Here is a 14,409-nt window from a genome sequence, read left to right on the forward strand (position 1 = left end):
TTTCTCCTCACTGCGGCCATGTGGTCGCTATCGGTGCAGATGCACCCGAAACTATTTCAGGGTCCACTTGCCTCGTCGGTCGTCTTCGGCAGAGACAAGCCGACCCTTCTTTCTTAACTCTGTCGCGGCCCAACGCATGTCATATTGCCACGAGTAGAATAGGTCGCTTTCGCGAAGTTCTTTTTCATGGTGCGACCAAATGTGTTGGGCGACGAAGAGTATCGAAGCCGTGCCATTGTTGGCCTTCAGAGCTTCAACCACCCAGCCAGTCAAATCAGCTTTCGTTGCCATTTCTCCCCCCGAAGACGTGACTTACTTATGGCTTCAAAACGCCTCGGCCGGAAGCTCCATCATCGTGTCGGCGCCGGCCTCGATGCGGGCCTTGCGCAGCGCGGTTTCCGGCATCAGGCGCTCCATGAAGAATTTCGCGGTGACCAGCTTGTTCTTCAAGAAGTCCTCGCGCTTGCCCGCGCCCGCCGCAAGGCCGTCCTCGGCGGCCTTGGCGATCTTCGCCCACATGTAGCCGATGACGACGAGGCCGAAGAGGTGCATGTAATCGGTCGAGCCGGCGCCGGCATTGTCGGGCTTGGCCATGGCGTTCTGCATGAACCACATGGTGGACGCCTGGAGGTCGTTCAAGCCCTTCTTCAGGTGCTTGGTGAAATAGGCGAGCTTCTCGTCCCCCCGGTTCTCCTCGCAGAAATCGCCGATCTCCTTGAAGAGGGCCATGACGGCGCGCCCGCCGTTCAGCCCGAGCTTGCGGCCGACGAGGTCGAGCGCCTGGATGCCGTTGGCGCCCTCGTAGATCATGGCGATGCGCGCATCGCGCACATACTGGCTCATGCCGTGCTCTTCGATATAGCCGTGGCCGCCGAAGACCTGCTGGGCCATGACGGCGTGGTCGAAACCCTTGTCGGTCAGCACGCCCTTGAGGATCGGCGTCATCAGGCCGAGGATGTCGTCGGCGGCCTGGCGTTCCTTCTCGTCGGCAGCGCGGTGGGCGATGTCGGATTTCAGCGCCGTCCAGAGCGTGAAGGCGCGGCCGCCCTCGGTCCAGGCCTTGATGGTCATCAGGGCGCGGCGGATGTCGGGGTGGACGATCAGCGGATCGGCCTTGCCGGCGGGGTTCTTCGCGCCGGAGAGCGAGCGGCCCTGCAGGCGCTCGCGGGCATAGTCGGCGGCGTTCTGGTAGGCGATTTCGGCGATCGACAGGCCCTGGAGGCCGACGCCGAGACGGGCCTCGTTCATCATCACGAACATGGCGTTGAGGCCCTTGTTCTCCGCCCCGATGAGGTAGCCGGTCGCCTCGTCATAGTTCATGACGCAGGTGGCGTTGCCGTGGATACCCATCTTGTGCTCGATGGCGCCGCAGGAAACCGTGTTGCGCGCGCCCGGCGTGCCGTCTTCCTCGAGCAGGAATTTCGGCACGATGAAGAGCGAGATGCCCTTGGTGCCTTCCGGCGCGCCCTCGATGCGGGCGAGCACCAGGTGCACGATGTTCTCCGACATGTCGTGCTCGCCGGCGGAGATGAAGATCTTCTGGCCGGAAATCCTGTAGGAGCCGTCGGCCTGCGGTACGGCCTTGGTGCGCAGAAGCCCGAGATCGGTGCCGCAATGGGGCTCCGTCAGGTTCATGGTGCCGGTCCAGACGCCTTCCACCATCTTCGGAAGATACGCGGCCTTCTGCTCCTCGGAGCCGTGCACGAGGATCGCGGCGATCGCGCCCTGCGTCAGGCCCGGATACATGGTGAGCGCCATGTTGGCCGAGGACATGTACTCGCCGACGGCGGTGTGCAGCACGTAGGGAAGGCCCTGGCCACCGAATTCCTCGGGCACCGCAAGGCCGATCCAGCCGCCCTGGCGATAGAGATCATAGGCCTGCTTGAAGCCCTTCGGCACCGTGACCGTCGCATCGTCATGGCGCTTGCAGCCTTCCTGGTCGCCGGAAAGGTTGACCGGGAACAGCACTTCTTCCGCCACCTTCGCCGCCTCGCTGGCAATCGCTTCCAGCATGTCGCCCGTCGCGTCGGCGAAGCCGGGCAGGTTGTTGTACCGCTCCAGCGCCAGAACGTCGTTCAGGATGAAAAGCGTGTCATTCACGGGGGCCTTGTAGGTCGGCATGCTCGGATTCCTCACCTGTCCTGCGGACATGCGTCCGCTCCTTGGCAAGGGATACTATAAAACTTTGACGTTTGCGTAAACGTCAAAACGTAGCGGGGCGGCGAAATTTTCCTCGGGCGGGGAGGGGGGAGCGTTGCCGGCGGGGTGGCGGATGGAATCCCCCGCGCCCATGGCTGTGCCGCAAACGGTCGTCTTTCCCCGCAAGGACCATTCTATGAGCAAATCGTTAAAAAATTTCCGGGGCGATTAACCCCTTGTTTACCATGTTTCATGAATTGTGACGCCTGAGGGCATGGGATCGGGAATCATTTCGGCTTCCCTTTGTGACGACCGGACAGGCGGTCCGGAGCCGGACAGGGGCGATACTGTTTCCCATTGCGCATGCAGTGTTTGACGGCGGGGATCCGCCGATATGGAAGAAAAGGCGCAGCCGGGCGGCAGTGCTTTCAAAAGTATCTCCCGGCAGGCCGGATGGCCGCCAAAGCGAGGCGAAAGATGAACGGATCGCGAAACCCGCAACGTCACGGCGAAAGATCCTCGCTCGACGCGCTCAATCGCACCATCGAGGGGCTGGAAGCCCGCATCGAGGGCCTGATGGCGGGTGGCCGGGAGGCGCGCGGCCGCGGCGAGGAGCGCTATGCACCCCGCGGCGAGCAGCCCCGTTACGATTCGGCGCGCGCGATCCCGTTGCGCGACGACCCGGTTTCCGAAATCGTGCAGCGCCAGCGCGCGATCGACGGGGGCCGCGAACGCGTCGCCCAGCGTCTGGAGCGCCGCCCGCTTTCGGCCGATCACCATGCCGCCGCCCAGCAGGCCCATGCTGCCTATGGCGGCCAGCAGACAAGTGCCGCTTATGGCGGCCAGCAGGCGCATCCGGCCTATGGCCATCAGCAGGCCGCGCCCGCCCGTGCGGACAATTCCGTCGAGGATATCGCCAAGGCGCTCGTTTCGCTGCGCCAGGACCTGAAGAAGGACATCGCCGACGGGCTGGAGCGCGAGATGCAGTCGCTGCGCTCGGAGATCCGCGGCATCCGCCAGATGGCCGAGGGCCGCGACAACAATGACGACCTGCGCGAGGAGCTGCTGCGGCTTTCCACCGGCATCAACCAGCTCGGCCGCCAGTCGGGTCAGGCGGTCGGCCAGACGGAAGGCCTGCGCGTCGAATTCGACGAACTGCGTTCGGTGCTCGACGGGCTCGCCCGCGAGGATTCCGTGCGCCGCATGGAGGATCGCTGGAGCGGCGTCGAGAAGAAACTCTCGATCTTCGACCAGACGCGCGACGACGAGCTGGTGGCGCTTGCCTATCGGCTGGACGAGCTGAAGAGCCAGATCGGCGCCATAAGCGCCACGCCGGCCATCCACGCGCTCGAAGGCAAGATCGAGACCATCGCCCGCGCCATCGACATGCTGGCCCGCCAGGCGCAGCCGGATGACGGCCGGTTCGTTTCCGCCGTCACCTCGCAGTTCGAGGGGCTGGATGCCCGTCTCGACGAAATCAGCCGGGCGATCGCCGCGGCCGGCCGCATGCAGCAGTCGTCCATGGCCGACAACGGCATGATGCAGCGCCTCGAAGGCCGCATCGCCGATCTCGCCGGCCAGCTCGATCTCATCGCCCACCGTCCGGAGCCCGTGCCGGACCAGGGCCTTGCCTTGCGCATCGAGGCGCTGGCGAACCGCATCGAGGACCTGTCGAACGAGCGCACGGCGCTGCGCCTCGAGGAGCGGATCGAGCAGCTCTCGCAGATGCTGGAGCAAAGCCAGCAGGCCGCGCCCGCCCAGGGCAGCGACGAGCTCGCCTACTATCTCTCCGACATTTCCCGCAAGATCGACGCGCTCGACCAGGGCAGCGTCAACGACCAGCTCGCCGAGCGGCTGGACGCGCTTGCCCGCCGCATCGACAGCCTCGACGTGCCGACCGGCAGCCCCTTCCAGGAAGACCGTTTCGCCCATATCGAGGGCCGCCTTTCGGCGATTGCCGACCGGCTCGATGCGACCCGCGTCGCCCCGGCGGGCGACCATGAGGCCCTGCGGGGCCTCGAGGCGCAGATCGCGCATCTCTCCACGCTGATCAGTACGCCGTCCGCCGCGGCGCCCGTGCCCGCCGAGTTCGAGAACCGTCTTGCGACGATCGAGGACTACATGGCGACCAATGACGAATATATCGTCGAGGCCGCCCGCCAGGCGGCGGAAGCCGTGATGGAAGCCTACCGCCATGCCGGTCCGGCCACGGCTGCCAGCACCGACATGGAGGCGATCGCCGGCCTTGCCGACGACCTGCGCGTTCTGGAGGAGCTGAGCCGCTCGAGCGAGGAGCGCACCGCGCGCACCTTCGATGCGTTGCACGACACGCTGGTGCAGATCGCCGGCCGCCTCGAGCAGCTCGACGCCCCGCACGAGACCTTCGGCCGTCGCGAGGCTGTCATGCCGCGCGCCGAGATGCCGGCCATGGACGTGGAGCGCCACGCTGCTCCCGTCTCCAGCATCTACGGCAACGACTACCCTTTTGACGATGACGGCTTCGGGGCCCGCGAGACCCGCAAGGCCGAAGCCGAGGCGCCGCAGGAGGAAAGCCGCTTTGCCGAGATCGAGGTCGAGAACATTCCCGTTCCCGAGCGTCCCGCCCCGGAAGAGACGCTTGCGGACGAGCCCGCCGTGCTCGCTGCCGGCCAGCAGGCGGAGGTCCAGGCCAAGGGTGGCCTGCTCGCCGGCCTGAAGCGCCGCTTCGCCCCCGGCCGCAAGGAGGCCGCACCGCAGGCCGAACGCCAGCAGATCGACCCGACGCCCTCGCTCGACCCCACGGACGAGCTGGCGCCGGAAGAGGCGAACCAGCTGCTGGAGCCGGGCTCCGGCGTGCCGGACGTCCGCCGCATCCTCGAGCGCGTGCGGGCCGGCCAGGCTTCGGGAAGCCGCCCGGCGGCCGGCAGCGAAGGCGAGAAGGCGGATTTCATCGCTGCCGCCCGCCGCGCCGCCAAGCTTGCCGCCGAGGAGACCGATACGATCTCCCGCGTCGCTCCCGCCAGGAAGACGGAAAAGCTGGCGAAGGGCGAGAAGCCGGCATCGGCGCTGTCGCGCCATCGCCGGCCGATCCTGCTTGCCGTCGGCGCCGTGCTGCTGGCGATCATGTCCTATCCGCTGGTCAACACGCTGGTGGCGGGCGACGAGGCGCCGGCCGTGGTCGAGCAGACCGCCATCACGACGAACGAGACCGCACCGGTCGAGACCACGGCGGGCGCGGGCGACACCGCGACCGCCAGCACCGCCGCCATGCCCGCCGCCGGCGAGGAAACCTTGACGGATCCGGTCGCCGGCGACGGTGATGATGCCGGGAGCGGGGCGACGCGCGGCCTTGCCGACACGCAGACGAATGCCGGCGCCGAGCCGACGCCGACCCAGACCGCCGCCACCGGCAGCGCGGCGCTGACGGCGCCGGCCGAGACGACAGACGGCGCAGCGACGGCCGGCTTCGAGCCGGTGACGACGCCGGAAACCGCTGCCGTCGAGGAAGCGCTGCCGGTCGACCAGACGCAGACGGCGGCGATCGTCGTTCCGGAAGCGATCACCCCGGCCTCGCTCTCGAAGGCGGCGACCGACGGCGATCCGCTGGCGCTGTTCGAGATCGGCGCACGCTATACGGAAGGCCGCGGCGTTGCGATGGACCTCGCGGAGGCCGCCCGCTGGTACGAGCTTTCCGCCGCCCGCGGCTTCGCGCCCGCCGAATACCGTCTCGCCAACCTCTACGAGAAGGGCCAGGGCGTCGAGCGCGACCTGCCGCGCGCCCGCGAGCTCTACGAGGTCGCGGCGAACAAGGGCAATGCGAGCGCCATGCACAATCTCGCCGTTCTCCTCGCCACGGGCGTCGGCACCGAGCAACCGGATTTCGACGGCGCGGCCAAGTGGTTCCAGAAGGCTTCCGAGTTCGGCGTGCGCGACAGCCAGTTCAACCTCGCCATCCTCTATGCGCGCGGCAACGGCGTGAAGCAGGACCTGGAGGAATCCTACAAGTGGTTCGCCATCGCCGCCCGCGATGGCGACGGCGATGCGGCGCAGAAGCGCGACGAGGTGGCCAACGCCATGCGCCCGGAGCAGCTTTCCAGCGCCAAGGCGAAGGCGGACCTGTGGAAGCCGCAGCCGCTCGACGAGAAGACCAATTCGGCGGACCTGCCCGATGAATGGGTCGGCAAGCCGACGAAGACCGCCAGCGTCGACATGAAGAAGGCGATCCGCAACATCCAGGCGATCCTCAACAACAACGGTTTCAATGCCGGCACGCCGGACGGCGCGATGGGCAAGAAGACGGTCGCCGCCATCAAGGCCTTCCAGAAGTCCGTCGGCCAGAAGGAAACCGGCGAGATCGACGATGCGCTGGTGACGGAGCTCCTGAAGCGCAACAAGCAGCCGAGCTGATCGGCGGACCGCCGGAGAGGTCCTGAAAGCGGCTTCTCCGGTTGACTTGTCCCCACCCTGCGGGCATGACGCTCACCACAGTGCGGCACACCGTTCACGATGTGCAACGGACGCTGTGGCATTGTGTATTCGCCGTACGATTTCATCCTTAAATCGGCCCCGATTTCAGGAATGATGCGGTAGAAATTTTCATGTCGCTCCAAGATGATAAGCGTTCGAGAAACGTTATCATCCTGAAAGGGCGGCAGAGCGGCTCCCGCAAGCGTGCAGAATGCGCCTTGCGTCCGGAACTGCGAAAAAGAGCGGCGCGCGCCGGAAGGCTGCGCCCGTGCCCGATCCTTGCGTGATGCAAGGCGCAACCGGCTGCCGGAGGGGCCTCACCTTCCCGCGGCGGGGCGCTTCCGTGCATTCGCAGCCTGCCGAAGGAGAGCCGCGACGGCAGGCGGAACGGTCAGCGGCCGCCGGATGTCTTGAGCCCGCGCAAGCGGAAATTTGCCGATCGGGGTATTGTTGTGACTGTCTATCTGCCCATTGCAGAGCTCTCGGTGAACATCTTCATCATTCTCGGCATGGGCGCGGCCGTCGGCTTCCTTTCCGGCATGTTCGGGGTCGGCGGCGGCTTCCTCATCACACCGCTCCTCATCTTCTACAACATCCCGCCGATCGTCGCCGTCGCGACGGGTGCCAACCAGGTCGTCGCCTCCTCGATATCGGGCGCGCTTTCGCATTTCCGGCGTGGAACGCTGGATGTGAAGCTCGGCACGGTGCTGCTCTTCGGCGGCCTTGCGGGCGCCACCGTCGGTATCTGGATCTTCTCGCTCCTGCGCAGCGTCGGCCAGCTCGATCTCGTCATCTCGCTGCTCTATGTCGTGCTGCTCGGCACCGTCGGCATCTTGATGCTGCTCGAGAGCATCCGGGCGCTGCGCCGCGCGGCGAACAACCAGCCCGTCTCGCTGCGCCGGCCCGGCCAGCACAGCTGGGTGCATCGCCTGCCGCTGAAGATGCGTTTCAAGAAGTCGAAGATCTACCTCTCCGTCATCCCGGTCATTGGCCTCGGTTTCGGCATCGGCATTCTCACCTCCATCATGGGCGTCGGCGGCGGCTTCATCATGGTGCCGGCCATGATCTATCTCCTGCGCATCCCGACCAATGTCGTCGTCGGCACCTCGCTGTTCCAGATCATCTTCGTCACCGCCTATACGACGATGATGCAGGCGACGACCAACTATTCGGTCGATATCGTGCTCGCCTTTATCCTGATGGTGGCGGGCGTCATCGGCGCGCAGTACGGCGTGCGCGTCGGCCAGAAGCTGCGCGGCGAACAGTTGCGTGCGCTGCTGGCGCTGCTCGTCCTTGCCGTCGGTGCCCGCCTTGCCGTCGATCTCGTCGTCACGCCGGCCGATGTCTATTCCGTCGTCAGCGAGGGGGTCTATCGATGAGAGCCGTCGCCGCGCTCCTTCTTGCCCTGGGTCTTGTTTTTCCCGCTGCCGCGCAGGTGCTGGAGGACAAGCCGGTCGAGTTCCCGGAAAAGCTCGAGATCGGCATCTCGACGGACGAGATCGCGATCTCCTCGGATTTCCGCGGCGCGGACCTGACGATCTTCGGCGCCATCGAAGGCTATGATCCGTCCCTGCTCGCCCAGCGCAAATACGATATCGTCGTGGCGCTGGAGGGGCCGAAGGACAACAACACGGTGCGCGTGAAGGAGCGCGTCTTCGGCATCTGGATCAACCGCCGCTCGATGACCTTCGAGCTCGTGCCGGAATCCTATTCGCTGTCGAGCACGCGGGATGTCGAAACGATCGCCGAACCGCCGGTGCTCAACGGCGTCGGCGTCGGCATCCAGCATATCCGCCTTTCGCCGATCGGTTATGTCGGCGACGGCAGCACCATCACGGAGTTCCGCGAGGCCTTCCGGCGCCTCAAGGAGAGCGGCGGCTTCTACCAGCGTGATCCGGGCGGCGTGCAGTTCATCAGCGCGAGCCTGTTCAAGGCGACGGTGAAACTGCCGGCGAGCGTGCCGAACGGCACCCATGTCGTGCGCGCGCACCTCTTCCGCGATGGTGTCTTCATTGCCGAGAAGGCGCTGCCGTTGCGCGTGATGAAGACCGGCATCGAGCAGATGATCTCCAATGCCGCCTACAACAACGCGCTCGCCTACGGCGCTTTCTCCGTCCTCCTCGCCGTCCTCACCGGATGGCTGGCCAGCATCGTCTTCCGCAAGGACTGAGCGTCAGGAGCGGTAGACGAGGACGGGCACCTTGGCGTGGCTGAGCACCTTCGTCGTGACGCTGCCCATCAGGAAGGCGCTGACGCCGCGCCGGCCGTGCGAGGCCATGGCGATCAAATCGCAGCCCTTTGCCTTGGCGGTGTCGACGATCGCCTGCCAGGCGTCGCCGGCCGTCACCTGCAGCGTCTCGACCGGCACGCCTGCGGCGTTCGCCTTCGCCTCGACGGCGCCGAGGATGCGGATGCCGTCCTCCTTCACATGCGCTTCGTAATCCGTCCTGAGGCTGGCGGTCGCGCCGGGGGTCACGGGCAGGAAATGCAGCGGTTCGGCCACCGTCAGCGCCGTCACCCTCGCGCCGAGCGTCCTGGCGAGCTGCAGCGTCTGGTCGATGGCGGCGTTGGAAAGGTCCGACCCGTCCGTGGGGATGAGGATATGCTTGTACATGGTGCAGCCTCCTTTTTGCCCAGACTAGAACCGGCGTCCGGTGCTGCCTTGATGGAAATCAACCGCGACGCTTTCGTCAAGCATCGGCTGCGGCGGCGCGGCGGGCGACGACCGCCTGATAGGCGGCCTGCAGCTCATTGAAGACCGAGCGGACAGGGCGCGGCGCGCCGAGATGGATGGCCCGCAATTCGTCCATGAAAGCCGCCCACAACGGCGGGCCGCCCTCTTCCAGCAGCTCCGCACGGATCGACAGGTCCTCCGTCACCGGCAGGAAGCGCCGCCCCCAGGCCCCCATCATGGCGAAGACCGGCACCAGTGCAATGCCCATTTCGGTGAGGCTGTAGAGCGCCTTCTGCTTGTGGCTCGGATCGTCCGCCTTGCTGACAACACCCTCGTCGACGAGGCGGCGCAGCCGGTCCGCCAGGATGTTGGAGGCGATGCCTTCCTCCGATTTCGTCAGGAGTTCGCGGAAATGGCGGCGATTGCCGAACATCATGTCGCGCAGCACGATCAGGCTCCATCGGTCGCCGAGGATTTCGAGCGTCAGGTTGATCGGGCAGCCGGAGCGGCGGGTGTCTTTCATCGGATTCTCCAAAACTGCTTGCACATTACAATCGGTTTCGCTATCCATCAACCAGTTGCAGTTCGCAACTGGTTTAAAGGCGCGCGGCAGACGGCCCGCAAGGGAGGGAAGGACGATGGCAAGGGTAATCATCTGGAATCTCGTGACGCTCGACGGCTTCTTCGAGGGCGAGAAGAAATGGGACCTCGACTTCCACAGCCGGGGGTCCGGAGCTGGAGAAGCTCAGCACCGATTTCGGTACGTCGGCGAGTCTTCTGGTCTTCGGCCGCGTGACCTATGAGGGCATGAAGGCCTACTGGACGACGACCGAGGACGAGGGGGCCGTGAAGGCCTTCATGAACGCCCTGCCGAAGCTCGTCGCCTCGCGCACCATCACCGCCGCCGACTGGAACAACACCGAGGTGACCGCCGACATCGTCGCGGCGCTTTCGGCCCGCAAGGCGACGCTCGACAAGACGATCTACGTCTTCGGCAGCGCCGACCTCACGGATTCGCTGCTGGAGGCCGGGCTTGTCGACGAGGTGATGCTGGCAGTCGTCCCGGTGCAGCTCGGCAAGGGCACGCCCTTCTTCAAGGAGGGAACACGGCGCGATTTCACGCTGCTCGAGGCGAGGCCGCTCGAAAACGGCACGGTGCTGGTGCGTTATGCGCCGCAGGCCGTCAGCCGATAAGGTTGGCGAAGCGCACCGAATAGATGCGGTCGCGGCCGAGCATGTGCGCGACGAGGTTCGGCCGCTCGAAAAGGCCGGTCATCGCCCTGTGGCGCAGATCCAGGCCGCCCGTCATCAGGCCGAAGGCGGGCATCAGGAGGCGCCGCCCGTCGGTCGCGAAACACGGTCGGCGCACGGCCTTCTCCCGGCGGATGACGGTGGCGGCCGGGTGCAGGTGCCCGGCGATCTCGCCGGCCGGGGAAATCAGCGACGGCTCGTGCCGGAAGGCGAGGCCCGCATAGTGCAGCTCGTCCGCCGACTGGCCCGGCAGGTCCACCGTCCCATCAGGATCGTGGTTGCCGTTGATCCAAATCCAGTCGCGCCCGCGCGCCAGCTCCGTGATCTTCACGCGAAAAATGTCCGGCAGGTGGGCCGAGCCGACGCGGTCGTGGAAATTGTCGCCGAGGCTGACGACGATCGCCGGATCGTGCCGGGCGATGACGGCTTCGAGCACCTTGAGCGTGGCGAGCGTGTCGTAGGGCGGCAGCATCATGCCGCGTCGCGCGAAGGCCGCGCCCTTTTCCAGATGCAGGTCCGAGACGACGAGAAGGCGGGTTTCCGGCAGGTAGAGCGCGCCGAGCGGATCGCACACCACTTCCACGCCCGCCACCACGGTGCGGGCCGAAACGGCGCCGAAATCCTCGATCTTCGCCGATGCCAGCGCAAGCCTCTGCATACCTGTTGTTCAATCCCTTCAGATGGCCGCCTCGCCCATCGCCTCGGCGATCAGGTCCTCCGCCGCTTCCGCCAGCAGAGAATCCTGTGCCTCGCCCGCTACCGGCTCCTTGCCGATTTCCAGCATGATCGGCACGGCGAGCGGCGATATGCGGGTCAGCCGCCGGTGGGTGATGTGGCCCTTGATTCGCGCCAGCATATCGCCCAATCGCTGAATATCCAAAAGCCCCGCCGCCGCATCGTTGCGCGTGGCTTCCAGCAGGATGTGGTCCGGCTCGTGGCTTCGCAGCACGTCGTAGATGAGGTCGGCGGAAACGGTGACCTGCCGCCCGGTCTTTTCCTTGCCCGGATGGCGCTGCTCGATAAGCCCGGCAATCACGGCGCAATTGCGGAAGGTGCGCTTCAGCATGAAGCTTTCGTCGAGCCAGGCTTCCAGGTCGTCGCCCAACATGTCCTCGTCGAAGAGGTTTGCGAGCGACGGGCGCTCCACCGCAAAACTGTAGCCGAGATCGTCGAGCGCCCAGACGGCAAGGGAATAGTCCGTGGCGACGAAGCCGAGCGGCCGGCGGCCGGCGCGCTCCAGCCGGCGCGTCAGCAGCATGCCGAGCGTCTGGTGCGCCAGCCGCCCCTCGAACGGATAGGCGACCATGTAGTGCCGGCTGCCGCGCGGAAAGGTCTCGATGAGCAATTCGTCGCGCTTCGGCAGGGCGGAGACGTCCCGTTGCAGGGCCAGCCAGTCGCGCACCTGCTCGGGCAGCCCGCCCCAGCGGTGGGGATCGTCCAGCATACTGCGCACCTGGTCGGCGAGATAGGTCGAGAGCGGGAACTTGCCGCCGGCATAGGCCGGCACTTTCGGATCAAGCGAGAAGGCCTGGGAGACGAGACATTCGTTCTCGCGGATGCCTTCGAAGCGCAGCACCTTGCCGGAGAAGAGGAAGGTATCGCCGGGCGCCAGCATTTCGAGGAAATATTCCTCCACCTTGCCGAGCGAGGCGCCGCTGCGGCCGATCGCGCCCTTGGCGCCGCGCTTGACCATGCGCACGTTCAGCATCGGCATCTCGACGATCGTGCCGAGGTTGAGGCGGTATTGCTGGGCGACCTGCGGATTGGAAACACGCCACAGCCCGTCCTGCGTTTTGCGGATGCGGGCATAGCGTTCATAGGTCTTCAGTGCGTAGCCGCCGGTCGCGACGAACGCGACGATACGGCCGAATTTTTCCCGTGGCAGACCGGTATAGGGCGCGGCGGCGGTGATCTCGGCAAACAGCGCATCCTCGTTAAAGGGCGCGGCGCAGGCCATGCCGAGGACATGCTGGGCGAGCACGTCGAGCGCGCCGTCGCCCACCGGCGGCGTATCCTGCGCGCCGAGATAGTTGGCGTCCAGCGCCGCCTGGCACTCCATCACCTCGAAGCGGTTGGCGGGCACCAGGATCGCCTGGCTCGGCTCGTCCATGCGGTGGTTGGCGCGGCCGATGCGCTGGGCAAGCCGCGAGGCGCCCTTCGGCGCGCCGACATGGATGACGAGATCGACGTCGCCCCAGTCGATGCCGAGATCGAGCGTCGAGGTGGCGACGACGGCGCGCAGGCGGTTTTCCGCCATGGCGGCTTCCACCTTGCGGCGCTGGCCGACATCGAGCGAGCCATGGTGCAGCGCGATCGGCAGCGTGTCCTCGTTGATGTTCCAGAGCTCCTGGAAGAGGATTTCCGCCTGGCTGCGCGTGTTGACGAAGAGCAGCGCCGTCTTGTGGTCGCGGATCGCCTCGTAGACCTCCGGCATGGCATATTTCGCCGAATGGCCGGACCAGGGCACGCGCTCCTTGCTCTTCAGGATGGTGATGATCGGCCGCGCCCCGCCCGGCGCCGTGACGAGGCCGGCATGCCGCGTCTCGCCGGGCTCTTGGGCGACCAGCCAGCGGCGCAGGTCCATCGGCTCGGCGACGGTGGCCGAAAGGCCGATGGTGCGAAGGCCGGGGGCAAGACGGCGCAACCGCGCGAGCCCCAGCGACAGGAGATGGCCGCGCTTGGAGGTGACGAGCGAATGCAGCTCGTCGAAGATCACGTATTTCAGGTCCTTGAAGAAGCGCGGCGCCTCGCCGTTGGCGATGAGCAGGGCGACCTGCTCGGGCGTCGTCAGCAGGATGTCGGGCGGATTGAGGCGCTGGCGCTGGCGCTTGGCCTGCGGCGTGTCGCCGGTGCGCGTCTCGATGGTGATGGGTAGACCCATCTCCTCGACGGGCTTCATAAGGTTGCGCTCGATATCGACGGCCAGCGCCTTCAGCGGCGAGATGTAGAGCGTGTGGATGCCGGTGAAGGCGCTGCCGGGCGGGATCCTGCCGCGGCGCGTCAGGTCGGTGAGGGCCGGCAGGAAGCCGGCGAGCGTCTTGCCGGCGCCGGTGGGCGCGATGAGCAGCAGGCTTTCGCCCGCCGTCGCCCGCGCAAGGAGCTCCATCTGGTGCGCACGCGGCTGCCATCCCCTGGCCGAGAACCAGGCGGTGAAGGCAGCGGGCAGGAGGCTGGGGCCGGTGGTGGAATCGACGGTGCTCACCGGCCTAAGCTAGTGAGCGCCGGACGAATGTGAAGCGGCCCGCCGAAAAATAGCCTCACATGGCGATGTAGCGGTCGGCGCGGTGGTTGACCGTCAGGAAGAGGTTGAGCACGAGCGCGCCGACCACCGAGCAGAGCACGATGAAGGGCGCAGCCACCGAGAAGGCCGCGATGAGCACGACGACGTCGAAGGCGAGCTGCACGAGGCCGGCGCGGATGCCGAAACGCTCCTGCATGTAGACCGCGAGCACGCCGATGCCGCCAAGGCTGGCGCGGTGGCGGTAGAGGCCGAGCAGGCCGAAGCCGAGCAGGATGCCGGCCAGCACCGCCGTCCACATCGGATCGATGCTCTCGATCGTCACGAAATGCGGCTGCAGCTCGGTGATCAGCGAGGTCATCGTCACGGCGAGCACGGTCTTGATCGTGAACGCCCAGCCGAGGCGCTTCAGCGCCAGGATATAGAAGGGGATGTTCACGACGGTATAGTAGACGCCGAAGCTCACGCCGGTCAGGTAGTGCAGCACGAAGGCGACACCGGCGGTGCCGCTGGCTACCAGTCCGGCGCTGCCCATCAGGGCAAGACCGAGCGCGGCGATCATGCTGCTGGCGAACAGGCCCTGTGCGTCTTCCAGCGGCGTATGGCGGGTGGGAGTGGGATTCCAGAAGCCGAAGCGCCGCTTGTCGCCGTCCATGCCAGA

General features: G+C 66.3%; 11 protein-coding genes. 4 read left to right on the forward strand and 7 right to left on the reverse strand.

Annotated elements, in window-relative coordinates:
* Positions 1 to 51 precede the first annotated feature (51 nt).
* Together MUU56_RS11155 and MUU56_RS11160 are read right to left on the reverse strand one after the other, a co-directional pair.
* On the reverse strand, positions 52 to 291 hold the full coding sequence (locus MUU56_RS11155) for a hypothetical protein (protein ID WP_244767377.1): 240 nt from the start codon (positions 289 to 291) through the stop codon (positions 52 to 54).
* Between the two features lie 33 nt (positions 292 to 324).
* On the reverse strand, positions 325 to 2,121 hold the full coding sequence (locus MUU56_RS11160) for an acyl-CoA dehydrogenase C-terminal domain-containing protein (protein WP_244767378.1): 1,797 nt from the start codon (positions 2,119 to 2,121) through the stop codon (positions 325 to 327).
* 495 nt (positions 2,122 to 2,616) lie between these two features.
* Here MUU56_RS11160 and MUU56_RS11165 point away from each other — a divergent pair, with 495 nt between their 5' ends.
* The 3 genes from MUU56_RS11165 (at position 2,617) to MUU56_RS11175 (ending at position 8,755) form a co-directional block, all read left to right on the forward strand.
* Entirely contained in the window at positions 2,617 to 6,525 is a 3,909-nt protein-coding gene (locus tag MUU56_RS11165; protein ID WP_244767379.1) for a peptidoglycan-binding protein, read from the forward strand.
* Positions 6,526 to 7,037: 512 nt separating this feature from the next.
* A complete protein-coding gene (locus MUU56_RS11170; protein ID WP_244767380.1) occupies positions 7,038 to 7,964 on the forward strand; it encodes a sulfite exporter TauE/SafE family protein in 927 nt (308 codons plus the stop codon).
* A complete protein-coding gene (locus MUU56_RS11175; RefSeq protein ID WP_244767381.1) occupies positions 7,961 to 8,755 on the forward strand; it encodes a TIGR02186 family protein in 795 nt (264 codons plus the stop codon). The genes MUU56_RS11170 and MUU56_RS11175 overlap by 4 nt, the downstream gene beginning before the upstream one ends.
* Before the next feature lie 3 nt (positions 8,756 to 8,758).
* Here the strand turns inward: MUU56_RS11175 and MUU56_RS11180 are convergent, their stop codons facing one another.
* Together MUU56_RS11180 and MUU56_RS11185 are read right to left on the reverse strand one after the other, a co-directional pair.
* Positions 8,759 to 9,199, reverse strand: a complete 441-nt coding sequence (locus MUU56_RS11180) for a universal stress protein (protein WP_244767382.1) — start codon at positions 9,197 to 9,199, stop codon at positions 8,759 to 8,761.
* Between the two features lie 76 nt (positions 9,200 to 9,275).
* Positions 9,276 to 9,782 (reverse strand): winged helix-turn-helix transcriptional regulator, encoded by a 507-nt coding sequence (locus MUU56_RS11185; protein ID WP_244767383.1) that lies wholly within the window; start codon positions 9,780 to 9,782, stop codon positions 9,276 to 9,278.
* Positions 9,783 to 10,051: 269 nt separating this feature from the next.
* On the opposite strand from MUU56_RS11185, the gene MUU56_RS11190 reads away from it, so the two are divergent.
* A complete protein-coding gene (locus MUU56_RS11190; RefSeq protein ID WP_317633291.1) occupies positions 10,052 to 10,453 on the forward strand; it encodes a dihydrofolate reductase family protein in 402 nt (133 codons plus the stop codon).
* On the opposite strand, the gene pdeM is transcribed toward MUU56_RS11190, so the two are convergent.
* Genes pdeM through MUU56_RS11205 form a run of 3 tightly spaced genes read right to left on the reverse strand, consistent with a single transcriptional unit; the run spans position 10,443 to position 14,403 of the window.
* Positions 10,443 to 11,168: a ligase-associated DNA damage response endonuclease PdeM gene (pdeM, locus tag MUU56_RS11195; RefSeq protein ID WP_244767384.1), complete on the reverse strand. Its 726-nt coding sequence runs from the start codon at positions 11,166 to 11,168 to the stop codon at positions 10,443 to 10,445. The two genes, MUU56_RS11190 and pdeM, sit on opposite strands and share 11 nt — an antisense overlap.
* Before the next feature lie 18 nt (positions 11,169 to 11,186).
* A complete protein-coding gene (locus MUU56_RS11200) occupies positions 11,187 to 13,712 on the reverse strand; it encodes a ligase-associated DNA damage response DEXH box helicase (RefSeq protein ID WP_244767385.1) in 2,526 nt (841 codons plus the stop codon).
* Positions 13,713 to 13,767: 55 nt separating this feature from the next.
* Positions 13,768 to 14,403 carry a YitT family protein gene (locus MUU56_RS11205; RefSeq protein ID WP_244767386.1) on the reverse strand — a complete coding sequence of 212 codons (636 nt, stop codon included), beginning with the start codon at positions 14,401 to 14,403 and terminating at the stop codon, positions 13,768 to 13,770.
* Positions 14,404 to 14,409: the final 6 nt, after the last annotated feature.

Source organism: Shinella yambaruensis (assembly GCF_022899355.1).
Lineage (GTDB): Bacteria > Pseudomonadota > Alphaproteobacteria > Rhizobiales > Rhizobiaceae > Shinella > Shinella yambaruensis.